The following is a 24,510-nucleotide window of genomic DNA, read 5'->3' on the forward strand; positions in this document are numbered from 1 at the left end:
ATCCCATTCCTACAATTGCACTTCTTAATTTAGATGTATTTCGAGAATTTAATCCTGATAATTTCTACAAAATTCTTCAACTTATAGCTAAGTGCTAAAAGTATATTTTTTTGTTGAATTAAGTATGTTTTTAAATAGTATTTAGGTCTCCACTTCAAATGTCTGTTCCACAAAATATCAAGTTCGTATTGAATTGTGATACGCCAACGTTGTAACCAGGGCAAATCCTTTCTGTAGGTTCTGAGAATTTTGTCTACAAGTTGTTGTCCTTGTTCAAACGATTGCCAGAGAGTGACAGTTTTTGTACCTTCAGTTCTCATCCAGTTTCCCCAAGTTTCATCCACATACTTAACCGTTGCTACTTGAACAGCCCTAAGTAGGAAATCTAAATCCATAGCATAATGTTCATCGACTTTGTACAGTCCTACTTGTTGGTGTAAAGAAGTATGATAAAAGTATGCAGACGGATTTGCTGGAAAATTATTTAGATTCAATCCCTGAAGTATATGACTCAAATTAAAATTAGCTGGCTTGATTACAGCGGCAAGCTTATCTTTTGCTTCCCATATATTACAATTTCCGACGAGTAAGCTTGGTACAGGCAACTCTTTAAAGAGTTCTAAGACTCGATTCAGCACATTCGGCTCATAATAATCATCGACATTCAAAATTGCGAGAATTTCTCCTCTAACCATAGCAATTCCCTTATTCATTGCATCCGACTGTCCTTTGTCTTGTTCAGATATCCATCGAATATGTGGATAACTATCTGCATATTTTTTGATAATTTCTACAGTTCGGTCTGTTGAATTACCATCTACTATAATGTGTTCAACATCAAGACATTGTTGGTCGATGACAACCTTGATGCAAAACTCAACGAATTTTTCTCCATTGTAAACTGGGGTAATAACACTAATCATATTTCCTAAATTTTCATCACATCCTTGGAAGTTAAATATTTTTTTTGAAGTACTGATAATAAAATTTGATAAATTTTTTCGGAATAAATTTCTGTATTGAACTCCTTACGAGCAAAATGCCATCCGTTATTACCAAGCTTTATTGCCCACTCAGGGTTTTCAATAAATATTCTCATACATGTAGCAAGTGCCTCATGTTCACCTCGATGTAGCAAACCTGTATATTCATGTTGAATAATCTCTGAGGTGCCGGCATTATCATAACCAATTACAGGCCGACAAACAGACATTGCTTCTACTGTAACTCTGCCCATCCCTTCATTTTTTGAACACATAAGAACAGCATCCGAAGCTAAATAAGCTTTATATGGATCGTCTATATGACCCCAAAATTCAACTTGATTTTGAATCCCTAATTCATGGGCTAGCTTTTTGAGGGGAACTATATCACCCTTTCCAACAATTAAAAGACGTATTTCTCTTAAAAAATTATTAACTAATAGAGCTAAGGCTCTGATTGCTACTTCTTGACCTTTATTAGGGTGAATAGCACCAACCAATGCAAATGTGTATGGTCTATTAATGTTTATTGAAGAGTTTCCGAGTTGATATAAGTAATCAAATTCTGAAATTGAGGCAATACCATTGTAGACAACTTGAATCCGATTGGAATAAATATTATTTACAAAATGGGAACGAATTGCTTTAGAAATAGCAATTTGTGCATCAGCTTGGTTGATAATATATTTAACTAATAACTTTCCCCAATCAAAATGAAATTGATAATCTATGTTAATAAATTCCCGCAAATGCCAAACATGGGGTAAACCAAGCTTTTGAGCAACTAAAGCACCTGCTGGGGTTGCAGAGGAGTTTGTGTATATTATATCAACATCCCATCCATTTAGTATATCTGCTAAGGAGGAAATAACCTGGAAATTTAAATACAATCTTTTAAAAGCCTGACGATAATATGAAGAAATTTGGTATATTTTTTTGATTGGGTTATCCTCATGCCTAAGATTATCTATCCACCACTGAATAGGAACAATAGCATATTTGACATTGCGGAATTTTAAGGCATCAATTATTGGGCCATTTGCAGGAGAAATAACGTAAGGGACAACATCATAGAACTTCAAACCATCTATGAGATTCAGAAGTGAGCGATTCGCACCATATAATTCTGTATAGTGAGAAATGAAAGCTATTTTTATTGGTGAGATATTGCCATTCATAATTTGCTGAAATTAACTCAATATCATTACACAAACTATCTGAGACAGTTTAGCTTTATTTATCTACTATTAAGCAGTTTTCCTTCCAAGTAAGATTTGAAAATACAACTCCATAGTTGCTTCCTTTATAAATTGCCATATAACTTCCTGTTTCTTCAATCTCAAATGTTAATATTGATTCATTTCGGCATATAAATTCAACATTAGGTATGTGTGCAGATATCGTAATATAATAGGTTCCAGGCACTAGAAAAAGAGCAGGAATTTCAATTTCTAGAACATGATTTCCCACGCCAACTTTGGAAGATATATATGAGGAACGATGGCTAGTGAATACTGTAATTCCAAAATAATTAGTTACTTTGAGTGATATTTCCAAAGCCTCAATGAATTTGATAGCATGATACTCTAGGTAAATTTTGATGGGTTCTCGGACGCTAAACAGAGAAGTTTTATTTCCTTGTTGATTAAACAAAATAATTCGTTTAAAATAGAATTTTTGATTTGTATTACTACTATTAATAATTACTTCCCCTTCATGCTTTACTCCATAAGTCAAGTATTCACTGGTAACGTATTCTGTTTCTCCATCAATTTGTACGCAACCGTTAACTAACCAAACTGCTCTCTGACAAAGCATGTTTATAGTTGCCATATTGTGACTCACAAATAAAACTGTTCGACCTTGTTTGCCTACATCCTCCATTTTGCCCAGGCATTTTTTTTGAAACTGGGCATCTCCTACTGCTAAAACTTCATCTACAATCAGAATTTCTGGCTCTAAGTGGGCGGCTACTGCAAAAGCTAAGCGCACATACATTCCTGACGAATAGCGCTTGACAGGTGTATCTAAAAATTTTTCAATTTCTGCAAAGGCTGCGATTTCATCAAACTTGCGTTGAATTTCTACCTTGCTCATCCCCAGAATTGCACCATTGAGGAAGATATTCTCCCTACCAGTAAGTTCTGGGTGAAAACCCGTTCCTACTTCCAATAAACTAGCAACTCTTCCCTTGATTCGGATAGTTCCTTTTGTTGGTTCCGTAATTCTGCTGAGAATTTTTAATAGTGTTGATTTCCCTGCTCCATTACGTCCAATAATACCTACTCTCTCACCCTGCTTAATTTCAAATGACACATCCTTCAAAGCCCAAAACTCTTCCTGGCTTTTTAAGTTTGCTTCTTTGTTGTTATGAGGCATGAGATTAGTAATCAGGTATTTTGCAGCATTAGTCATCGCCCCGCGAAATGTCTTGTAGTTATTAGCTACCTGTCCTTGGTGTGCAATGACATACTTTTTACTTAAATTCTCAACTCGAATTACAGTGTCTGACATCACTCCAAATCCTATCTCTACCAAGCTTTTAAATTACGTCAGCAAATGTGCGTTCCATCTTGCGGAAGTACCAAATTCCACTCCACAAAAGTAGAGCCACAATCACCAAAGACAATGCAAATCCAGGTAAATATATATGTGATTCGCCGCCTAAAATTGCCCAACGAAAACCGTCGATTACTCCTACCATTGGATTGAGTGAATACAGCAATCGCCATTGTTCTGGAACAAGCTTGCTGCTAAAACCTACAGGAGAAATGTACAAACCAAATTGCACAAGAAAAGTTACTATGTAGCGGAAATCACGATACTCCACTGTTAAAGCCGCTAGCCACAATCCTGCACCCATCGACACTGCAAAGGCAATCAGAATAAATAGTGGCAGTGTCAAAATGCGCCAATCAGGTGCAAAGTTGTACCATGCCATCAGCGCCAGTAAAATCATGCCTGAAATCATGAAGTCTACAAAGCTAACAATTACGGCACTCGTTGGCACAATCAGACGCGGAAAGTAGACTTTAGAAAGCAGGTTGGCGTTGACAACTAAACTATTGCTGCATTCAGTCAGCGCACTGGAGAAAAACTGCCAAGGTAACATACCGGCATAAACCAGAATTGGGTAAGGCGCATCACCTTCACTGGGCAATTTTGCCAAACTACCAAACACAATGGTGAACACCACCATCGTTAAAAACGGCCGAATTAATGCCCATGCCATTCCAATGACAGTTTGCTTATAGCGCACTAAAATATCGCGCCAAGCTAAAAAGTAGAATAGCTCTCTGTATCTCCATAAATCTTTCCAGTACTGCTTCTCTATCCGACCTGCTTCGATGACGAGTTCTTTACTGTTCATCTACTCACCTAGTAATACCATTTTGGATTTTGGATTTTGAATTGTGAAAACCCAGTCATACCTTTGTTTTTTTGCTAATTAGACTGAGACACCAAGCATGCGTCGGCGTAAGACACGGGTTAAGGATCGCACTCCATCGTAGCCATTAGCACCAAACCAACGGATCGTGGCGATCGCTAAACTCAAACGTAGATATTTCTCGGTGTAGCGTAGTTGAGGATAGTGTAAAAGAGCTTGCTGGCGGAAATGAATCGCCTTTTTGTAGTCTCCTTCATCTACAGCAAGCCATGCTAAACCAAAAAATATACTGGCATAACACCGATTTCTCAAATACAACTGCTCAAGGGGGACAGATGCAAATGTTTTCTCGACAACCTGGCGAAGATCTTTAATCATCCCTTCCCGGTTTCTGGAGAAACTGTTAGGAAGTTGCCGATAGCGCAGTAGAGGTTCTTTGACTACTGCAATGGGATAACGAAAAGCAATGCGAACCCACATATCCAAATCTGGTGCATAAGCCAAATTCCGATCAAATAGCCCGACAGTATCAAAGCAACTCCGCCTAACCATCGGTGAACTTCCACTAGAAATTGGGTCATCTTCTAGCAATTTATTCCATACATTACCTTCGATATGGGAAGCAAAAATTCTGCCTGTAGGATTGTTTTCTTTATCAACTAAAAGCGTCCAAGTATATACCAAACCTACTTCCGGTTTCTCATCTAAACAACGTACCTGCTTTTCTAGTTTTGTTGGCTCCCATAAATCGTCAGCATCTAGAAATGCTATATACTCTCCTTGAGCATTAGTGATGCCTGTATTACGTGCTGAGGAGACTCGTTGGTTTGCTTGTGAAATTAATTTTACTCGCGGGTCTGTAATAGCTGAAGCCCACTCTATAATATTATCTGAACTGCCATCATTAACAATCAATACTTCAAAATCAGTGAAAGTTTGCTGCAAAACACTTGCTAAAGTTTCTGGCAAGAAAGCCATAGCATTATAGGCAGGAATGACAACAGAAACTTTTGGCATTTTTGAACTCCTGAAAAGTTAGTAGTTAGTGGTTAGTGGTTAGTGGTTAGTAGTAGAAAAAAATAGTTCATATAATTTAGTTTGTTTTCGCCAACCTACTTAGGTTCTTTTGGGGTGTGTTTGTCTCGCTGAACTCCACCTTTTGCCTCAACATAAAATCTCGCAATTGTTTGCCAATTACCTCAGGCGAAAAGTATTCTTCCACACGACGACGAGCGCGTTTGCCCATCTCACGTCCCCAAGCTTCATCATCTAAAACACGACCAAGCGCTAGTGCCAGTGCTGTTGCATCTTCCCTTGGTACAACTAGCCCCCCAGAAATCTCCCCTCCTTCTAGAATGTCAGGGACACCGGGAGCATCAGCCGCTACCACAGGCAAGCTACAAGCCATTGCTTCAATAGGTGCGATGGGAAAACCTTCTTGTCGAGAAGCCAGAGTGTAAACATCAGCCGCCGAAAGGTAAAGCCGAAGCACAGCGCGATCGCTAACAAATTCGTCTCGCCACATTACGCCTGGCAATTGCATCTTTGCAATACATTGACGTAGTTTGTCTGCGTCGGGCCCTGTCCCGACAAGCAACAACCGCAAGTCTTGATTGGGGCGATCGCGACAAATTTTGTCCCAAGCAGCTACCAGAATATCTAGCCCCTTGCGATGAAAATCAATGCGTCCGTGACACACCACCACCCTAGCCTGAAGGGGAATGCCTAATCTAGCCCGTGCTTCGCTACGGTTGAGCGCGTACCATGTTTCCGTATCCATTGGCTCGAAAATCCGAGCTATCTTAACAGATGGTACTTGATAGCGATCGCGAACCCGTTCAATCTCTTTTTGCGTAGAGATAATTACACCTGTACATCCCCGAAATGCCATCTGTCGCAGGGGGTATTCTAGAAAACTGTGTGTATTGTCACCCCCTTGAAAAGTCGCAAATACTGGCAGATTCATCAGCTTTCCTAAAAGCACGCAAGCATCAAAGCGAGCATATTCATACTCTTGGCATAAAATTGCACTGCAACCTTCACGCCGGATTTCGCGAGCAAGTAATTTCAGTGGTGTAGATAGGTAAGTCCCAACACTTTGGGCTAGATTCTTCAGTTGTGTTAGTAGAGAACGACGGGTAGGATTGGAGTCTTGGATGTCTTTGAAAGTCTGCCCCTCACTTGCGCCGTAAGCACTGAGTGCCTGACGGCGAACAGCACGGTAGGCAAGATACGCTTTAGAAGCAGGCAAAACGCAAATAATCGTATCTGTAGGTACGTGGGTGAAGCGTGAAACTTCAGTAAAACGAGCAGAAATGCAGAACATAACTGTCCTGACACCTATCTGTTTCAAGGCATTGATGTAGCCAAACATCCAGCTACCGACGAACTCATTGCAGTAAGTCTCGAAGGAAATGTTGATGTGATCTAAAAAATCATCGATCAAATCCATGCAATGCAGTAGGGCGATCGCTGGTTCAATTTTGCTAATTGCGACTGGCAATTTCTGCGGAGCCGCATCTTGCCAATCAGTATCTATATGGTTCAACATTATTTGAAATTCCACAATTATACTGTTTGTTGAAAAGATAACTACAAATTTTATTGGCTTGTAGTAAGCACAAAGCGTGCTTACTTCTCATTACACAGAATGAATAGATTCATCAATAATTTTTGAACTACGAATGGGATGTAATTGTGTAACTTTTGAAATGTGGCATCTTAGGGCATATGCTAGCTTTAGCAATCTGCTATAGCCATTGTTTCCAAATAATTGCAGTACTTGTATTGCCAAACTTAAGCGAATGTACTCGCGAGAGTAGCGTAATCTGGGATAATAGAAAATAGCTCGCTGACAAAAATAAATTGCCCGTTTGTAATCTCTATCACTACTTTGTAAAGCTTTCCAAGCCAAGCAAAGATTGGCATAACCATAGCTGCGATTCTTCAAAAAAAGTAGCTCTGCTGGTGCAGATTGGAATGCTTTTTCAATGACAAAACGACAAGATTCTTCCAGCACTTGTAGGTTTTTGGATAAGCTATTAGGAATTTGTCGATAGTAATAGAGAGGTTCTTTAATGACAGCAAAGGGATAATGACAAGAGATGCGAATCCATAAATCCCAATCTTCAGCAAAATTTAAATTTGGTTCAAATCCTCCGACTGTTTCTAAACAACAGCGACGCACCATTACAGAAGAACATGCTATCTGATTTGACTCAAGAAGTTGTTTCCATACATCTCCCTCTGCATGAGAAGCGATGACTCTACCGATAGACTTACCGTTACTATCAACAAAAGCCATCCAGGTATGTACCAAACCTACAGCCTGGTTATCATCTAGACAACGTACCTGTTTTTCCAACTTAGTTGCGTGCCAAAAGTCATCAGCATCCAAAAATGCTATGTACTCTCCTTGAGCATGAGCAATACCTGTGTTACGTGCTACAGATACACCTTGGTTCTTTTGCGAAATGAGTTTTATTCGTGGATCTATTAGCCCAGAAGCCCATTGCACAATATTGTCATAACTACCATCATTAATAATTAATACTTCAAAATCAGTAAATGTTTGCTGCAAAATGCTCTCCACAGTTTCTGGGAGATACTTCATTGAATTGTACGCAGGAATAATAACAGAAACCTTTGGCATAGCTTGAGTCCCTTAAAGTACAATTTGTACCAATTATCGTCAATTGGAGCAAAACTAATTAAATCTGCTTCTTTTTTAAAAGAATAAAGTATTCTGTCAGCCCTAACTCAAATTTTCCAAAAGTTAATTTCTTAAATAACCATTGCAGTGTTTTCCAAATCCCATTCTCCAAGTGAAGTTTTTTTCTAAGTATTTCTTGGCGAAAATCTTCATAAAGCGTGAAAAAATCAACGTTTTTTATTCACTAAATAGGTTTTCGAAGTATTGATAATCCTGCCAATTTAAAATCATTGACTTTTTACTTGCCAACAGCAGGCACAGTGGTATTTAATATGCGAATAATTCTTGCCGGGTTTCCTGCAACTACTGCCCCCTCAGGAACATCTTTAACAACAACGGAACCTGCTCCAATCACAGCATTATCGCCAATTGTAATTGGACCGATAATCACAACATTTGCTCCAATATCTACATTATTACCAATTTTTGGGGAGGCACTATATGAACCATCTGGTAGTTTTTTATTACCAATAGTTGTGGAATGTCTTAAGGTACAATTTGCACCAATTACCGATTCATGATTGACCACCAAACCTACACCGTGAATAACTTTAAGATTTGGTCCTATATTAGTGTCCCAAGGTAACTCAACCCCTAATATCCACTCAACTATTAGTGTGTACAATATTCGATAAAAGATGGATAACACATAAAAAGATGTGGGTAAACATCTGAATAATTGTGCTATACGAAACATAAATACTATGAATCGTGACTTAGAGTTTCCTTCTTTGTTAGCTTTCCAATCTTGGAAAACATACTTCATAAAGTAATTCATCTTGTCTTGAGAATCCTTAATTTTAAATCTCTGAAGTTTGGCATTGGGTTTGAGTTCAGCATTCATTGATAGTTTCCTTGCTATTGCTTGGATTGCTAAATAATCAGTGAAAAAAACAAGTATTCAAGCTAATGTTTAGACCAGAGTAATACTTGTGAAAGGCTGTTATCACAGTCTGAATTTCACCTATGACATCAGCAGCGCCTAAGGACTAACCGATACAGTAGTCTTTGTAGATCCCAAATCGTTCCAGTCCCAGCCAGCGATCGCCATCAGAATCATCCAGTAGAAAAAGAGAGTAGTATGACTCCAGATGTTCTCAGTAATCATTGCCACTGGCATAGAGAGAAAAACAGCTAACATGATGTAACACAGGTTCCGCTTTGCACTTCCACGAGGTGCCGATCGCATCAACTGGACAAGACGCACACCCTGAGCAACGAGAAAGATCAGAAAAGCTACCAAACCTACGATTCCTCCTTCTACCAATGCCCTGAGGTAATCATTGTGGGGATAAGCTCCATTGCCAGCTACTGGAATGCTCAACCCCAAACCGTAACCGAAAATTGGGTAGTACTGCCAGCGGTTGAGTATTAAATTCCATTGAGAAAGCCGCCAGTTGAAGCTGTTCATGTCTCCTTGTGACAGAAGAATCGCCCGTGATATATCAATGTCCGGATTGAGTAGGGGCGTGTTAGCGATCGAGGTGAGGCGATGTTGTCCATACTCTGAACTGGCAAATAGTCCTATGACTAGTGCAACCAATAGCATCCCACCAATGAGGGTAACTGGGCTTAATCTAGGTGCAATCAAAACAAGAATAAAAACAGAAAGCATCATTAAGCCAAATAGGGATTTAGTGCTCACATAACAGAGTACCAGCAAGCCTAACAACAAAAGCCAGGGTAAGCGTTGCCTAGACTGATTTAGCTTCCAAAACGTTAGACCGATAAACAGCAACAGCAAGGTTACGAAGCCATTAGGGTGACCAATAGTCCCTCTGATTCGACCATCGCCAGCCCCTAAGAAGGGAGGTAGGAGCGAAGGTAGGAAAATCTGTATCAGCGCTACTGCGATCGGTATAACCAAAGCCAAGAACAAGCTAGAAATAACCTTTTCGGGAGAGAGTCTATCTTTAAGCTGCATTACCAGCAAGTAAACCATGACCCAAGTAAATAGACGAACCCACTCGCGGATAGCTTCTGGCAAAAACGAACCATCTAACCCCAGACCTCCTATAGGTAGGAGGATTACCCATAAGCCCTGTAGCATCACCCAGCCCACTAAAAACCACCAAAAACTATCGGTGCGGACTGACCGACCAACTAATAGCATCACGGTCACGTACAGTAAGGTCAGAGCGTCTAGACCTACAGCAAACGCAGCTGGTATCTGCTGAGCAGAGAAAGGATCGAGAGAAGTACGTAGAATCAGTAGACCCAGTACGGTTTGCTCAAACCTGGCAAAGAAGAAGACAGTCACAGGTACTGCCAACAGAACTAGGTAGAGGTAAAGGGGTTTAGCGCCTGCGAGGAATCCTGCAACTAAACCCACTCCTACACCTGCCAACCCAACCACAAGGGGCATTATAGAGGAACGTGCGCGTTGATTAGTCAACATCGTCATTTAGATCTCAAACGGTTGTTAGCAATTTTGGTGGAATTACCTTCGCTCAAACGTCTCCTAGACTGGGATGATAGGGGTTTATAACCGTTCACGAGATAGCGGTAATATTGTTCGGTCTGATCTGTCATTCCATTCACAACTACTCCCATGATTGGGATTTGATTATTTGTTAATTCTGATACTGCTCTTTGCATAACCTCCTTGATCGTGATACTGGGACGTGTAACCAATACAATTCCGTCGCTTTGCCTACTCAATGTATGAGCATCAGCGCAAGCACTTAGAGGAGGAGTATCTACAATGACATAGTCATATTTACTAGCTGCTTCTGCTAGCAGAGATTTCATCGCATCTGACTCTAGCAACTGCGAGGGACGTCCGTGCAATTCTCCACAAGTCAATACAGAGAGGTTAGGAATCTTAGTTCGTTGCACTGCTCTATCTAAGGATCTTTCTTTGCCGATCGCATCTGTAATTCCTGGCTGAGGAGCTAAGTTAAACAGTGTGTGCAGCATGGGATGACGTAAATCTGCATCAATCAGCAGTGTCCTTCGAGATAACATGGCAGAAACAGCAGCTAGATGTGAGGCAACTACGGATTTACCCTCTCCGGAAATGGTGCTACTCACAACAATCAATTGCAACGATTCAGTACTGCGAAACTCGATATTTTTGAAAAGCATGCGGTAAGGCTCAACCAGACTAACATCATCTAAGAATCGTTCGGATGGCTCAAGAACAAGAGTCTTAGCTGGCAGATGTGGTAGGACTCCCAGCAATGGCAACTTCAGCAGTTCCTCTGCTTCGGAAGCATCCTTTAAAGTTTTATCCATTAGCTCCAGTAGCAGTATAATGCCTGTGGCTAAAGCAGTTCCGAACAAGATAGCGATCGCCAGTACAGCTTTGTTGTGGGGTGAGGTAGGTTTAGTTGGTGTTTGTGCTGCTTCGATAATTTGAATATTACCAACCAGTTGGGCTTCAGCAATTCGTGCTTCTTCCAGTTTGCTTTGCAGTAACTTCAAAGATTCCACAGCTTCTTCCCGTTGACGTGTAAGTGGAGTCAACTGTTGTTGTTTAATAGGTAGCTGTGCCAAGCGAGATTGGAGATCGGCATGATTAGCTTGCACAACTCTGAGCTTATTTTCAACTGCCCAACGCTCAACTTCATTAGTGATAAGTTGGGATGTTAAATCTTGACTGATTTGATCGCTGGCGACAGTATTAGAAGCGATGGCTTGATTTGCTGGCGACACGCGAGCCAGTTCATTTTGATATAAGGCACGCAGCCCATCTCGTTGCTCAAGCAAATTAATGACAGTGGGATGATTGTCTGTCAAGAGCAAACGAGCTTCAACTAGCTTCGTCTCCAACTCCCCCAACTTAGCACGCAACATCTTCAGTTCTTCGTTTTGACCGCCGCGTACAGCTGCGTAGGCTTTATTCAGACCTCTGGCCTCAGTCACTTGTCGTAGCGAAGCTTCCTTGGAACGCAACTCTTGGAGTTGAGCTAAAAGAGTATGCTCCTGTTCTTCCAAAGTGGCTAGGCTATCCACCAAGCTCTTGGTTTGCTCTTCAAAGGAGACTATACCGCTAGCCTGTCTGTATTTGTTTTCAATCCGTTCAGCCTGTTCTAGACGCTGGCGAGCTTCTGGTACCTTTGTTTGCAAAAACTTTCGTACGCTGGCAGCTTCTTGGCGAATGATTTGAGTATTATCCTCAACCATTGCCTGGGTAACGGCATTTACTAAATTGGTAGCAAGTACAGGGTCTTCGTTTTCATAGCTCACCTCTAGAATGTTGGTAGCTGGAACAATTTTCACTTTCAAATCTTGGCGAAACTCTCCCGTTGTCAGCGCGGTTTCGGGTGAACTAGCCTGAGATTGAGAAACAACCTGAGCGATCGCTTTTTGGAGAACACGTTGTGACTTAATTAATTCTGCTTGGTCAGCCAGTGGGTTTGGGCCACCCGGCGTACCTGAACGTAGTTGGGTAAGATCGCGACCCAATTCCGAAACGCTTACTCTTTTGTCGTCAAGTATCAGTCGCGCAGATGTTTCGTACTTGCGTGGAGCCATCTGGAGGTAGGCGATCGCTCCAGCAATGACAGCAGCAAACGTAGCCAGAGCAGGTATTGCACGTCGCTTCAACACCGCTGATACTGATGAAAAGCCTTTTTCCATTACATCTACCTTTATCTAATTAGTCATTAGTCAATGGTCATTGGTCATTAGTCATTAGTGATTAGATTTGTACAAAAGACAAAGGACAAATGACGAATGACAAGTTATTCTTTACTAACAATCCCAGCAAGTTTGGTAGAACTAGGCTGTCGTATATCTACTGACTCAGGTAAATTCAAAAGACTTGTATATAGTTTCAACGTTTCAGAAGTAATGCGATCCCAGCTGTAATAAAGTTGCACGTGTTTTTGGGCTTTCTGAGCCATAGCAGCCATTGCTGTTGGGTGATGAATTGCCCAATCTAGGGAACGAACACAAGAGTCGAGGTTTCCAGCCTCAAAAAGCATTCCCCTTCCCCGACTAATCAATTGCTGGTGGGGTGGAATATCACTTCCCAGTACTGGTATTCCTTCTTGCATTGCCTCTAACATCACCAAAGGAAGCCCCTCTAAATCAGAAGGCAGAACAAACAACCCCGCACCTCGAACAATCTCCCACAGACGAGGGCCCCGTAACTCTCCTGCAAATACGATGTCGCGGTTGCTGGCAATCTTTTCTAATAGCTTGGCTGTGAAGGATCTTGTATCGCTGACACCTCCAGCTATAACTAGTTTCCATCCCTTTGGTTTCAAAGTGCTGAAGGCTTCGACGAGTAAGTCAGGACGCTTTTCTGGTACCAATCTGCCCACAAATAAGATGTAGCGTCCTGGCTCTAGACCTAGCTGAGTTCCGTAGGTAAAATTTGGGTCTGACTCACCATAGCAGGCTGGAGCGTTGGGAATGTAGATTGTTTCCCGACCATAGGTTTGTAAAAAGTAGGACTTGAGCGCATCCGATACCACAATGATTCCGTGAGCAAAACGTACTGCTGCCTTTTCACCCAGATGAATTAGCTGAGTAGAAAAACTGCCCCACTTAGCACGCTGCCAGTCTAACCCCTGACAGGTGACGACAACCTTGGCAGGACTAGTAATTCTGGCTAAACCAGTAAACAGAGATGGGCCAAGAGCGTGGAAATGAGCAATATCGTATTTATTACCAGTTGTAGCGATCGCACCTAGTGCTGAGGTAATAAAAGCGTCCACACCTCTGAGTTCTAAACCAGGTAACGAAGTAACTCTTACCCCCTGAAAATCATAATGGTCAATCCAGGAACTTTCGGTATAGGAACAGCGAGCATATAAATCTACGGTGTGACCCTGCGCGACCATGCGCGGATAGACTTCTGCACAGTAATGTTCAATACCGCCCTGTTTTGGAGGTAGACCTTTTGCACCGATAACAACAATTCTCATACTAATCAGTAATGCTCGTGCTATAGTGTACAAGCTGAAATACGTACAACAATTTGAATCTTGGGATAGCTACCAATAGGTTTTATGAATACTGTTCACATCCTTTTTGAGTCGCTGTTCCCAGCTTTGCCACATTTGCTGGTAGATGTCATTGACAACAATGCGTGCAGCATAGGGTTGTACAGTCCGCACACAAGCGTCGGCGGGATAATTTTCTGGATGCTGCAATACTTGGCGTAAAGCATTGGCTATGGATGTTGGCGTTCTTTCCTCGCAAACAACTCCACTGTCAGTAGCAAGCAGTTTTGGTGTTTCACCGCATTTAGTTGTTACTACTGGAGTTCCACTGGCAAGTGCCTCTAGCGCTACCAAGGGTAAACCTTCGTATGCACTGCTGAGAATAAAGGCACTGCAAACACGATGCAACTGTGCGAGTTCGGCTTGAGCAACAGGCCCAAGCATCGTCACCCGACTAGATAATCTCAACTGCTCAATTTCTCTACCTACTTCTGTGGCTAACTCCCCATCACCTACTATCAGTAAGTGAACTTTTGGTTCATTCAAAGCTGCAAAAGCGCGTACCAGCAGAATTGGATCTTTTTGTGGATGCAACCGACCTGCAAACAAGACAAAACGTGTTTCCCCATCCAAACACATTCGATATACCAACTCCTGTCTGGAAGTTTCGCGCTCTTGTTGACTGACCGGATAAAAAATCTCGCTATCGTATGAATTTTTAATGTTAGAGACACGCTCTGCTATCTCTGGATAACGCTGTCGATATAATTCTGTGGAATTACTATTGCATGACAGAATTTGGCTAAACTGCCCAATCAAAAACTTTTCCAAAGCAAAATATGCTGCTGGAAATTTTCGCCACAGTATCGCCTTTTGATCGCCCGCAGCTTGCATTTGCGTTTGAATATCATTGTGAACAAACAGAGTTTTCTCTCCCTGCCAGTTCAGGGTTGCTAAAGTTGGCTCCAAGCGATGAAAGTGCATGAAGTCTGAGGCATAGCAACGCCCAAACAAAGCAACTGTGTACTTGAGTGTAGTAGGCACTGCACTCCTAACGTTATCATTGTGCAAAGTAAATAAAGGCAGGAAATAAATTGCCTTACCTGCGTATTCTGCTTTTTGCCATTTACCTGCGGGTTGGTTGGGATCGCATCCTGTTCCTACCAGCCGTACATCAAACTCGACGGGAGCATACTTGATAAAAATATTTATCAGTGTCTGAATTCCACCAATAGTCGTGTTCCAAGGATTGAACTGGTAAAAAATAGTCAGAACAGGCTTCTGCATAACAACCATCCTGCACAAGTTGTGTGCAATTACCGAGATGTTTTTATTACTGGAAAATATTCAAAAAGTTTGATTGTACCTCTCGGTAGTGTCATGCTTGTGTAAAAAAATCACTTTCATTTCGCATTCCTCAACAGAGTAGTACTGCTTGGATGGAACTGTTCAAAAATCATCAGAACAGATTTACGTATATCCACAAATGCAGGCAACTTCAGGTACTAAAATCGAGAACAACTTTTTTCTCAATGCTGAGAATACTTTTTACATTCAAAAAAACCAAAAACTTTGTGTTTTCTACATGAAAACTTCGTTACACCTATCAATTCTTAATATGTGTAACGTTCCCTCTCACACCACTAGACTAAGCTTCACGAAGAATTTATATGAATTCACGCAAAATTCATATAGCAAATTTAAGCCACATGATACAATGTTAGCGTGTTTTGCTATTTTGATTCATCACATTTGATAAGAACAAGTCTAAAAAACTTCGTGAATAATTTTATAGACCTTAGGGCATAAAAATATTTGAAACAGTACATTTATGAGTTATTAGAGTGTTGTTAACTGTTTAAATTAGGTATTCTGAGACGAAACTAAAGACTCAGAATTAGTATTATTAAGTAAGAATTAATACTTATAGCGGTTTCCGACCTGGTGAGGTACGTTTTCAAAACTACTAACCTTGGTAAAAAAGATTTAGGTGTACCTCAGTTGCTTAATAAACGCTATATAACTCGTTGTTGATAGCAACAGCTTATAGAATACCCGCTTGAATAGTTATACTGTCGCCTAGGCTGCTAATTGGTGATTGGGGATTGGGTATCGGGGATTGGGTATCGGGCAATATTAAGATTTATTAATTCCTAATCCCTATTCCCTAGTCCCTATTCCCCAGTCCCTAGTTCCCACTCCCTATTACCCATCGATGTTTTATAAGTGATTTACCGGATATGATATTAGAGGTAATAAGTAGAAAGCCATAAATAAACTAAAAACGGGGCGGGCAGGATGCCCACCCCACAAGAGCTTTAATAATATTGTGGAGTGGGTTTCTAGCCCGCCCGTTTAATTATGTTGACCTACTTAATAGCTTCTCGTAAGATGGCGATCGCAGCATATAAACTCCCAACAAACCAATGCAATGGTAGGAGTTTGAGATATCAACTTAAAACTAAATTTCATTTTGTATTTTTGTTAACAATACAACAAATTGACCAGACACGAAATTTCGCGTCTGGTCAAAGTACAAAGCTTTTTGATTCAAGCTGCTACTTAGATTTTGCTTCCAAGTTTTCCAGGCGGCTTCTCAATTCTTGATTTTGTTGCTTGAGTTGGTCGAGTTCTTCACGCAATTGTTTAACAGCACTGTCTGTACCAATATTCTTTTGCACCTTAGCAATTTCTTCTTCAGCATAGCGACGCACGCGCCCATCTGCTGTTTGGTCAGCGAGCGATCGCAAAATGGCGATCGCTTTGGCAGTTTCCATATTTCCCAGTGCTGTCAGTACCGCTAGTTGAGTTAAAAAGAAAGTTTCCTTCGCCAGTTCTTTCAAACGCTCTAAAATTCGTTCTACATTGGCAGGAGTTTGACCAACTGAAACTTTGCCCAAAGCGCGAATTGCAGCCAAGCGCAAAGGTTGCGGTACACCCAGTTTGGTGTATTCCAAAATTAGATTTAAAGCTGCTTCCGAGGTTTTGAGTTCTGCTAAACCAGCGATCGCACCACTCCGTACCACCTCATTCCAACCTGCTTTTTCTTCCAAAACAGTTTTCAGCAGTTTCAAAACTTTTTCTTCTTTGGGTTTTTCCTCCAGATTGGCAGCAGCGATCGCACCAATAGTGTGAGCAGCTGTTGCTTCCACATAGTAACTGGCATCTCCATCTTCCACCAGTGCTTTCACAGCTTTATAACTAGAATAAGTTTTGATTTTCCCTAGTGCTTGTATCACCGCCCGGCGCACGTGCGGATTGGAATCTTTTAACCCCACTACCAAAGCATCAAAGGCTTGATCCAGCTTGATTTCTGCTAGTTGTTTGGCTACTTCCACGCGCACACCCCAAAAAGAATCATTTTGCAGTGACGCCGCCAGCGCCTTAAGTACCTCTAACCCTCCTTTTTTCGCCAAAGCTTCCGCTGCATAAATGCGGGAGGTGGGGTTGGGATCGCATTCTAACTGCGCTCTCAACTCTGGTATTGGATATTCTAACTCGACAGTTTTCAAGAAATTATTGCCAACATCAAAGCTAACAAACTGAGGTTTTTCTTCGAGTGGGAAGTAGAAGCTTTGTTCGCGTTCGTGAACCCGCACCTTGAAAATTTTTAACTCAGAAGATGCATCATTTTGCTTCTCTGCATGTTTGTACCCAAAACCAATCGGGATGCGCAGATCAAACAAATTGCTATTACTGCCATTTTGATCTGATTTAGCTTGAGTTTGAGTCACTGTTATCTTTGCCAAATTTGCGTCTCCATCCCAAGAGTAAGCCACTTTAAAATCAGGATGGCCGCCACGGTAAACATATTGATCGAACAGAAACAAGAGATTGCGCCCAGTAGCCTTTTCGATTGCCCGCAACAAATCTATTGTTTCTACAGTTTGATGGGCGTTGTCCTGCACAAATGTTTTCATGGCTTTCCAAAACAGTTCTTCGCCCAATTCCGCCCGGATCATGTGATAAACACAAGACCCTTTTTCGTAGATGTGGCGGTCATAAAGTTCGATCGCTTCCCGGTAAACGTGCGTCACCATCGGACGGCGGTAGCGACTGCTATCTTCCGCTTGATAACTGCGGGCTTCTAGCAAGCGGTAATAGGCTGCCTCATCTGTACCGTATTCGTGTTCTGTCCACATCACTTCTGAGTAAGAAGCCATTCCTTCCTTAACCCAAGCATGAGACCAGTGCTTAATCACGATTAAGTCACCGAACCACTGGTGTGCTAGTTCGTGAACAACCAAACTTTCCGTGTTGCGATTATCTAGTGCAGCCTTCTCATCCAGCAAACATCGATCGGTTAACAGCGTAGCTGAGGTGTTTTCCATGCCACCAAAGATAAAGTCATCTACGCAAACTTGCGCGTATTTGGGGTAGGCATAAGGATAACCATACTTTTCGCTTAAAAACTCCATCATTTGCGGAGTTTTACCCATACTGCGTTTGGCGTCTGCTTCCCGTCCCTTTTCCACGTAGTAGGTGACGGGTTTGCCGTTCCACTCATCTCGAATTTCGGCAAAGTCACCTACCGCCAGCGTCATCAAATAGGTAGGATGTACTTGCTGCTGCAACCAGTGGTAGATTTTGCTATCGCTGTCTGCTTCTGTAGCAATGAGTTCGCCATTGGAGATCGCCAGAAAAGGTTTGGGAACACGAACGCGAATTTCAGAAGTAGACAATTGTCCTGGGTAATCAAAACAGGGAAACCAAAAGCGCGAGTCTTCATCTTCTCCCTGTGTCCAGACTTGGGTGGGTTTATGGGGATAGTGTTTGTCTGGTTGAATAAAGTAAATACCGCGTTGAGGTTTTTCTAGCGAGTAGGCGATCGCGATCGCAATTCGCCGATCGATGAGTGTCGGAGAATCGAGTTGAATTGACAGTTTTTGCCCGTCGTAATCAAACTTCTGCGGTACTTCATCCACCTGCACAGATTCAATGTTCAAGTTCACAGCATCCAATGTCAAACGGTCAATGCCGTTACGGATAGGCAACAAAGTAATGTTGCACTGGCCCTGAATACTTTGGTTGTGAATATTCAGATTGAGGTCAAGAAAAATATGCTCAACCTGTCCAGGGCGATCGGGATTGTAATGTGGTCTTGACCCTGGTAGCTCAAAAGATTTATAGCGGTTATTTTCTGTATCAAAATAAGAGTTGGACATGGATGCCTACTTACCTTGTAATCCTGATAACTCTAAATAGATTTAGTAAAGAAAAAAGAAAACTGCATGAACAAAAGAAAAATTGCTACGTTGCATGTATTTCCTAAATTCACCCCAGATGCACCCACTTTGTTGTCATGCAATCAAGAGTGTTTTAAGTTCTACGTGTTATTGAGTAAAAATACTCCAACACATTCATATAGCTTAGGATAGCCTGCTGATATTGTTAATATTAATTTTTTTTCGATGAAGAACAGGCCTACTCTCAGATTTTATCTTCATATCTAGTAACTTTGGGAACTCTTTACGATTCAAGTATTTTTATTTACTAACTTTTGGTAGCAAATTCTACTAAGCTAACAGATAAAGAGGAGTAAAGCTCAATACGTCTACATACTTCTTGTACATGTCTTAAAGGTTAAATTCATAAAAAAGTAATCATAAAATAAAAACGCCTGAAAATAAATCAATGTTGTTAAATCCTGATATTGGCGCTGCCTGTAATAACAGTGGAATGTATGACTATTCACGTATATTCTGAAACTTTGTTTATTAATACCTTAAATAATGGCACGACTATCATAAAATACTCTTTATCGTCGAACGAGAAAATACTTAGATATTATGGCAGTAGGACGTAACGGTAGAAGAGTAAGTGGATTCGTACGAGATTTTCAGGAATTTGCTCTTAAGGGCTATGATGCAGATAAACAGGCTTTTTCCTGATTGCAACACAAAGCAGATTATTTGAGCAACTTTACTGATGAATACGGCTGTAAATAATACTCCGGGATTATCTTCGCGCTTGATTAATGGGGTACTGGCAATCAAGCCACTATATAACCTAGCTAAGCACCAAGCCCGTGAAATGATGATTAAACGGGCTGAGAAAATAGGAGTGCCTTGGAGAAACCAAGTGCAAGCACTGCGATCGCATAATTGGGAAAGCGAACTAACGAAAGTACAAAAGTCGCAACTAAACTACCCAGAGTACTACGTCACTTCATTCCACGCCTATGAAAAAGGCAATCTCAGCTGGGATGCAGCCCTAGAAGTAGAAGTTGCTGCTTATGCCGTCCACGCCAATATTTGGCCTGGTGCGGGAGCGCAAGGCGATGCTAAGCTGCGTCAAAGCTACCATGACATCCTCAAACAGCAAATTCCCAACCAACCCCAAGATATCCTCGATTTGGGATGTAGTGTGGGTATGAGTACTTTTGCCCTGCAAGAACTTTATCCCCAGGCCAAAATCACAGGCTTAGATTTATCTCCCTACTTCTTAGCTGTTGCCCAATATCGCTCGCAACAGCACCACTACAACATAAATTGGGTTCACGCTGCTGCCGAGGCAACTGGATTACCAGATGCTTGCTTTGATTTAGTCTCAATTTTCTTGGTGTGTCACGAATTGCCCCAGTCTCCCACCCAGCAGATTTTTGCAGAAGCGCGGCGTTTGCTGCGTCCGGGTGGGCATTTGGCAATTATGGACATGAACCCCAAAGCCGAAGCTTACAAGAAAATGCCTCCTTACGTTTTGACACTGCTCAAAAGCACCGAACCCTATTTAGATGAATACTTCAGCTTGGATATTGAGCAAGCGTTAGTAGAAGCGGGTTTCCAAACACCCAACATCACTAGCAATAGTCCTCGTCATCGTACCGTTATTGCTCAGGTATAGAGACGTAGCATGCTACGTCTCTACCCTGAACTGCTGTGGGCGGCGATACCTCCCCTGCTGCTTCTGATTTACTACTACGGGCGCGTTTTTACTGCTCCATCCCTGCTGCGGCTGCTGTTATTTTTTGCGATCGGGGCAATATCTGGTTTTGTCGCCCTCAGTCTAGAATTCGTTGTCGAAACCCAAATCAACTCTTGGGCAAGCTGGCGGGCAATCAGACACACACTCACAGGTATTGCCCTGCGGCAACTAATAGAGGTAGGCCCCATCGAAGAAGGTTGTAAATTAGTAGCAGTTGTAGTTCCTATTTGGTACTTTCAACGTAGGTATCGATTACGCCCCAGCACCATTTTCTTGTTTATCATAGCCGTTGCTCTTGGGTTTACTGCTCAAGAAAACTGGATTTATCTTTTCAACGACACGGCATCAATTTTTGAGCGGGCGATTGGCACACCAGTCCACGCCATGTTCTCTGCACCTTGGGGATATGCCCTAGGATTGTCTGTTGGATTAAACATTAACTTACGTCAATCCACCCCAAGTATTCCCAAAGCTTGGCTCAATTCTGTCATTTGCCATGCTCTTGTAAATGTTTTATCTAGCGCTTGGCGTTATCCAGAACCACTGCCTTTACTTAGTTATGGTTTATTTCCATTTTTGTTGTGGATGTTCTGGCGACTAGAACAATTACTACGGAAAATACAGAGAAAAGCAGTGATTTCCCTGATTAGTGGTCATACACCCCAGCACCGTTTTTGGCAGCGAGGTTTAGTAATATTTGCTCTCATGTTGGGTGGCAATGCGATTTTTGGACTATTTTTATTGATAAGAAGTCTGAGTATTTTTAGCCCCTCCCAACTTTTTTACCCTAATACTTTGTGGTTTATACTTAGCCGTTTCCTACTCAATTTGATGTTTGGACTAGTGGCATGGAAAATTTATGACTACTTGCGACAAAGAGGACGTAGCCATTATTTTTAGCAAGCTGTTCCACATTTAAATTGCACGATCTGGGCGGGCAAGATGCCCACTCCACAAGAAATTGAAAAAATTTCAATACAAATTTAAATTCAAAAAACTCTGCTACCTGGTGCGGTTACTTTGCGTTCCTCTGCGTTAGCTAAATAATTACACTGCTGTCGCAATGGACACTCAAAACAGCGCGGGTTTCTAGCTGTGCAAACTGTCGCCCCAAAGTCAAAAAGCGTCAAATTCCAAGCTCCTACTTGTGTCTCAGGGGCTGCTTGCTCCGAGGCTTCCCAAAGCAAGCGAGAACGAGACTTTACCCGACCACCCTCTAATCCAAAAAACCGCTCCAAAATCCGAGCAACATTGGTATCAATTACAGCTTTGTGCTGTCCAAAGGCATTGGCACAGACCGACCGTGCTATGTATTTACCCACACCTGGCAATTTGAGCAGATCCGCTTCATTTTGAGGGATTTTCCCACCGTATTGTTCCATAATCAGTTGTGCTGAATGATGCAGTCTTTCGGCTCGAAAGGAAAGGCCCAAGGGCCGTAATAAGTCGGCTACCTGTTCAACTGGTGCTGTTGCTAAGGCGCTGGCAGTGGGAAATTTCTCCATAAACACCTGGTACAGAGGAACAACTAAAGGCGCATTAGTCTTTTGCAGCAGAAACTCAGCCACCAAGATGGCATAGGGATCTTTCGTGCTACGCCAAGGAAACTGCCTGCGGTGCAGCTTTGCCCAAGCTAGCAACTGGCGGCGAAACCATTTGAGTTTGGCTTCATCAAGTTGCATGGGAGATGGGTTTATAAAATAGAGCGATCGCAGTTTCGCCTAAGTAGGGATCTAGCTGAGATGGCTGTTAAAAAGTCCCACTTCGTTGGAAAGTTTGAGCTTTCTTAAGTGAGTGGAGTGTTACTACTCCCCTTGAGTTTGCCTTTTGTTATACCCCTGTGTTAGCTCTCAACTTCTCCTTGAGAGCTTTGCTGCTTCTCATATTCAAGTCCGAGTTTTAAAAGGTATAGTCCCAAATTAGCAAGTTTTCTTTCTTCTTTCTTAGCTCTCTCATCTAGTTGTAAGTATAAATATTTACTAATAGTTATGGTAATTCGGTATTGTTAAAAATTTATAAACCCGTTAAGAAGCAACACGCATTACTATTAAGTAGAAAGGCATAAATAAACTAAAAACAGTGCGGGCTAGAAGCCCACCCCACAAGAGCTTTAATAATATTGTAGGGTGGGCATCCTGCCCGCCCGTATAAAATACAAGATATTTTACGTTTAATTATGTTGACCACAGATGTTGAGACAATCTGTAGTCTTATGCAAAAAGCAAGGTAACAAAGAAAAGAGGATTGGGTGATGAAGTGATTGAGTGAAGATTTCTCCCTATCTCCCCATCTCTCACTCTCCCCCTCCCTCCATCTTCTTCTATGCTCCCCAACTTAGCTGTACGCGCTGCTGTCGGATCACTTCTTCATATAGCAGTTCCAATTGAGTAATATTACTGCTAAGGGTGTAGCGTTCTAACACCCGCTTTCTGGCTTTCTGCCCTAGCAGGGTTGTTAACTCAGGATGATCGCGGAACAATGGCAAGAGGGTTCTAAGTTGGGGCCGCACTGTCTTCGGATTCAAAATTACACCTGCTCCTTTTTCTAATACTTCTCCATCAGCACCCACATCAGTTGCTAAACAAGCTATTCCACAGGCCATTGCTTCTAATAAAGACAAAGATAAGCCTTCTACTAGCGAAGGTAATATAAATACATCTGCACCACGTAAAATTTCGATGCGGCGGTTTTCATCAGCCACAAATCCTAACCAATGAATGCCGTGTTCAGAATTATAAAACGGTTCCAAAGAAGGTTTCAAAGGGCCATTGCCAACTATCAGCAACTTGCTTTCTGAACCCATATCTGCCTGCTTCCAAGCGCGGAGGAGGGGTTCGACGTTTTTTTCTGGAGCTAACCGTCCTTGGTAAACAAACAAGCGATCGGCATCAAATTCTGCTTTAACTTGAGAGATACCAGGAGAATACTTAGTAACATCTACACCATTGGGAATGACAGCAATCTTTTCTGACCGTACACCCATACGTGCCAACAATTCGCGTTGAATTTGGGAAAATACAATCACGCGATCGTAATTACCTAAAAAAGGTGCGTAGAGTTGATAAGCCAAAAGTTGTGTTCCCGATACCAGCTTTGCCCCTTTACCTGCAAATGGTGTGTGGAAAGTGGCAATTAGCGGCAAATTTAGCTCCTCACAAATTTCTGGCAGAACAAAGTCCAAGGGAGAGAGGGTGAGAGAAGCATGAACTATATTGGGTTTGATACGTCGCAGCGACTGGGTTAAGACCTTAGTCGCTTTGAAAGTGGGAATAGTGTAAACCTGGGACTTGTAAATGAAGGGTAGGGGAACTTCTGGACAATTTGGCCAGTTATCGAGTTGGGTTTCTTCTTGAGCAAAATGCAGGAAGCTAACTTGGTGTCCCCGCTCTAATAAAGCATTTGTAATTTCTCGACTGTAGGTTACGTTGCCACAAAAGGGTGATTTTTTTCCGATCCAAGCTATACGCATTCTTTATTAACTATTTAGGAAATAGGAAAGCGGGTTTAATCTATCAGCTTTTTGTCTTTTTTTGTTGTTTTTTGTCAATGTGGACTTTCTGACCCAATGCTTATCATAAAATACAGCCAGTATCGACTTCAAACAAA

General features: G+C 41.8%; 17 protein-coding genes. 2 read left to right on the plus strand and 15 right to left on the minus strand.

The window, feature by feature from the left end:
* Positions 1 to 29: 29 nt before the first annotated feature.
* From HXY43_RS13995 to HXY43_RS14055, 13 genes are all read right to left on the minus strand, one after another.
* Entirely contained in the window at positions 30 to 923 is an 894-nt protein-coding gene (locus HXY43_RS13995) for a glycosyltransferase family 2 protein (RefSeq protein WP_290883798.1), read from the minus strand.
* 5 nt (positions 924 to 928) lie between these two features.
* Positions 929 to 2,161, minus strand: a complete 1,233-nt coding sequence (locus HXY43_RS14000) for a glycosyltransferase family 4 protein (RefSeq protein ID WP_290883800.1) — start codon at positions 2,159 to 2,161, stop codon at positions 929 to 931.
* Positions 2,162 to 2,216: 55 nt separating this feature from the next.
* Positions 2,217 to 3,497, minus strand: a complete 1,281-nt coding sequence (locus HXY43_RS14005; RefSeq protein ID WP_290883802.1) for an ABC transporter ATP-binding protein — start codon at positions 3,495 to 3,497, stop codon at positions 2,217 to 2,219.
* 28 nt (positions 3,498 to 3,525) lie between these two features.
* Complete coding sequence (locus HXY43_RS14010; protein WP_290883804.1) at positions 3,526 to 4,353, minus strand: ABC transporter permease; 828 nt, start codon at positions 4,351 to 4,353, stop codon at positions 3,526 to 3,528.
* A gap of 78 nt (positions 4,354 to 4,431) precedes the next feature.
* Positions 4,432 to 5,388: a glycosyltransferase family A protein gene (locus tag HXY43_RS14015; RefSeq protein ID WP_290883806.1), complete on the minus strand. Its 957-nt coding sequence runs from the start codon at positions 5,386 to 5,388 to the stop codon at positions 4,432 to 4,434.
* 76 nt (positions 5,389 to 5,464) lie between these two features.
* On the minus strand, positions 5,465 to 6,922 hold the full coding sequence (locus HXY43_RS14020; RefSeq protein WP_290883808.1) for a glycosyltransferase family 4 protein: 1,458 nt from the start codon (positions 6,920 to 6,922) through the stop codon (positions 5,465 to 5,467).
* Positions 6,923 to 7,012: 90 nt separating this feature from the next.
* On the minus strand, positions 7,013 to 8,023 hold the full coding sequence (locus tag HXY43_RS14025; RefSeq protein ID WP_290883810.1) for a glycosyltransferase: 1,011 nt from the start codon (positions 8,021 to 8,023) through the stop codon (positions 7,013 to 7,015).
* A 298-nt stretch (positions 8,024 to 8,321) separates the two neighbouring features.
* A complete protein-coding gene (locus tag HXY43_RS14030) occupies positions 8,322 to 8,927 on the minus strand; it encodes a DapH/DapD/GlmU-related protein (protein ID WP_290883812.1) in 606 nt (201 codons plus the stop codon).
* Positions 8,928 to 9,065: 138 nt separating this feature from the next.
* Positions 9,066 to 10,481, minus strand: a complete 1,416-nt coding sequence (locus HXY43_RS14035; protein WP_290883841.1) for an O-antigen ligase — start codon at positions 10,479 to 10,481, stop codon at positions 9,066 to 9,068.
* Positions 10,482 to 10,483: 2 nt separating this feature from the next.
* Positions 10,484 to 12,667, minus strand: a complete 2,184-nt coding sequence (locus HXY43_RS14040) for a tyrosine-protein kinase family protein (protein ID WP_290883814.1) — start codon at positions 12,665 to 12,667, stop codon at positions 10,484 to 10,486.
* Positions 12,668 to 12,771: 104 nt separating this feature from the next.
* A complete protein-coding gene (locus tag HXY43_RS14045) occupies positions 12,772 to 13,962 on the minus strand; it encodes a glycosyltransferase family 4 protein (RefSeq protein ID WP_290883816.1) in 1,191 nt (396 codons plus the stop codon).
* 69 nt (positions 13,963 to 14,031) lie between these two features.
* The gene (locus HXY43_RS14050; RefSeq protein ID WP_290883818.1) at positions 14,032 to 15,267 is read right to left on the minus strand and encodes a glycosyltransferase; all 1,236 of its coding nucleotides are present in this window, start codon (positions 15,265 to 15,267) and stop codon (positions 14,032 to 14,034) included.
* A 1,271-nt stretch (positions 15,268 to 16,538) separates the two neighbouring features.
* Positions 16,539 to 19,145 (minus strand): M1 family metallopeptidase, encoded by a 2,607-nt coding sequence (locus HXY43_RS14055; protein WP_290883820.1) that lies wholly within the window; start codon positions 19,143 to 19,145, stop codon positions 16,539 to 16,541.
* A 763-nt stretch (positions 19,146 to 19,908) separates the two neighbouring features.
* Here HXY43_RS14055 and HXY43_RS14060 point away from each other — a divergent pair.
* Both HXY43_RS14060 and HXY43_RS14065 read left to right on the plus strand, forming a co-directional pair.
* Entirely contained in the window at positions 19,909 to 20,823 is a 915-nt protein-coding gene (locus tag HXY43_RS14060) for a class I SAM-dependent methyltransferase (RefSeq protein WP_290883822.1), read from the plus strand.
* 9 nt (positions 20,824 to 20,832) lie between these two features.
* Positions 20,833 to 21,804, plus strand: a complete 972-nt coding sequence (locus tag HXY43_RS14065) for a PrsW family glutamic-type intramembrane protease (RefSeq protein ID WP_290883824.1) — start codon at positions 20,833 to 20,835, stop codon at positions 21,802 to 21,804.
* 89 nt (positions 21,805 to 21,893) lie between these two features.
* Here the strand turns inward: HXY43_RS14065 and HXY43_RS14070 are convergent, their stop codons facing one another.
* Both HXY43_RS14070 and HXY43_RS14075 read right to left on the minus strand, forming a co-directional pair.
* Positions 21,894 to 22,586 (minus strand): A/G-specific adenine glycosylase, encoded by a 693-nt coding sequence (locus HXY43_RS14070; RefSeq protein WP_290883826.1) that lies wholly within the window; start codon positions 22,584 to 22,586, stop codon positions 21,894 to 21,896.
* A 638-nt stretch (positions 22,587 to 23,224) separates the two neighbouring features.
* Positions 23,225 to 24,373 (minus strand): glycosyltransferase family 4 protein, encoded by a 1,149-nt coding sequence (locus HXY43_RS14075; protein ID WP_026734358.1) that lies wholly within the window; start codon positions 24,371 to 24,373, stop codon positions 23,225 to 23,227.
* Between the last annotated feature and the right edge of the window lie 137 nt (positions 24,374 to 24,510).

Source organism: Fischerella sp. (genome assembly GCF_013388695.1).
Taxonomy (GTDB): domain Bacteria; phylum Cyanobacteriota; class Cyanobacteriia; order Cyanobacteriales; family Nostocaceae; genus PCC9605.

Coding starts and splice junctions, on each gene's coding strand:
- HXY43_RS14055 (WP_290883820.1), bottom strand. CDS start 19,145: ATGTCCAACTCTTATTTTGATACAGAAAATAACCGCTATAAATCTTTT.
- HXY43_RS14050 (WP_290883818.1), bottom strand. CDS start 15,267: ATGCAGAAGCCTGTTCTGACTATTTTTTACCAGTTCAATCCTTGGAAC.
- HXY43_RS14030 (WP_290883812.1), bottom strand. CDS start 8,927: ATGAATGCTGAACTCAAACCCAATGCCAAACTTCAGAGATTTAAAATT.
- HXY43_RS14015 (WP_290883806.1), bottom strand. CDS start 5,388: ATGCCAAAAGTTTCTGTTGTCATTCCTGCCTATAATGCTATGGCTTTC.
- HXY43_RS14040 (WP_290883814.1), bottom strand. CDS start 12,667: ATGGAAAAAGGCTTTTCATCAGTATCAGCGGTGTTGAAGCGACGTGCA.
- HXY43_RS14005 (WP_290883802.1), bottom strand. CDS start 3,497: ATGTCAGACACTGTAATTCGAGTTGAGAATTTAAGTAAAAAGTATGTC.
- HXY43_RS14020 (WP_290883808.1), bottom strand. CDS start 6,922: ATGTTGAACCATATAGATACTGATTGGCAAGATGCGGCTCCGCAGAAA.
- HXY43_RS14075 (WP_026734358.1), bottom strand. CDS start 24,373: ATGCGTATAGCTTGGATCGGAAAAAAATCACCCTTTTGTGGCAACGTA.
- HXY43_RS14070 (WP_290883826.1), bottom strand. CDS start 22,586: ATGCAACTTGATGAAGCCAAACTCAAATGGTTTCGCCGCCAGTTGCTA.
- HXY43_RS14025 (WP_290883810.1), bottom strand. CDS start 8,023: ATGCCAAAGGTTTCTGTTATTATTCCTGCGTACAATTCAATGAAGTAT.
- HXY43_RS14060 (WP_290883822.1), top strand. CDS start 19,909: ATGAATACGGCTGTAAATAATACTCCGGGATTATCTTCGCGCTTGATT.
- HXY43_RS14035 (WP_290883841.1), bottom strand. CDS start 10,481: ATGTTGACTAATCAACGCGCACGTTCCTCTATAATGCCCCTTGTGGTT.
- HXY43_RS14000 (WP_290883800.1), bottom strand. CDS start 2,161: ATGAATGGCAATATCTCACCAATAAAAATAGCTTTCATTTCTCACTAT.
- HXY43_RS14065 (WP_290883824.1), top strand. CDS start 20,833: ATGCTACGTCTCTACCCTGAACTGCTGTGGGCGGCGATACCTCCCCTG.
- HXY43_RS13995 (WP_290883798.1), bottom strand. CDS start 923: ATGATTAGTGTTATTACCCCAGTTTACAATGGAGAAAAATTCGTTGAG.
- HXY43_RS14045 (WP_290883816.1), bottom strand. CDS start 13,962: ATGAGAATTGTTGTTATCGGTGCAAAAGGTCTACCTCCAAAACAGGGC.
- HXY43_RS14010 (WP_290883804.1), bottom strand. CDS start 4,353: ATGAACAGTAAAGAACTCGTCATCGAAGCAGGTCGGATAGAGAAGCAG.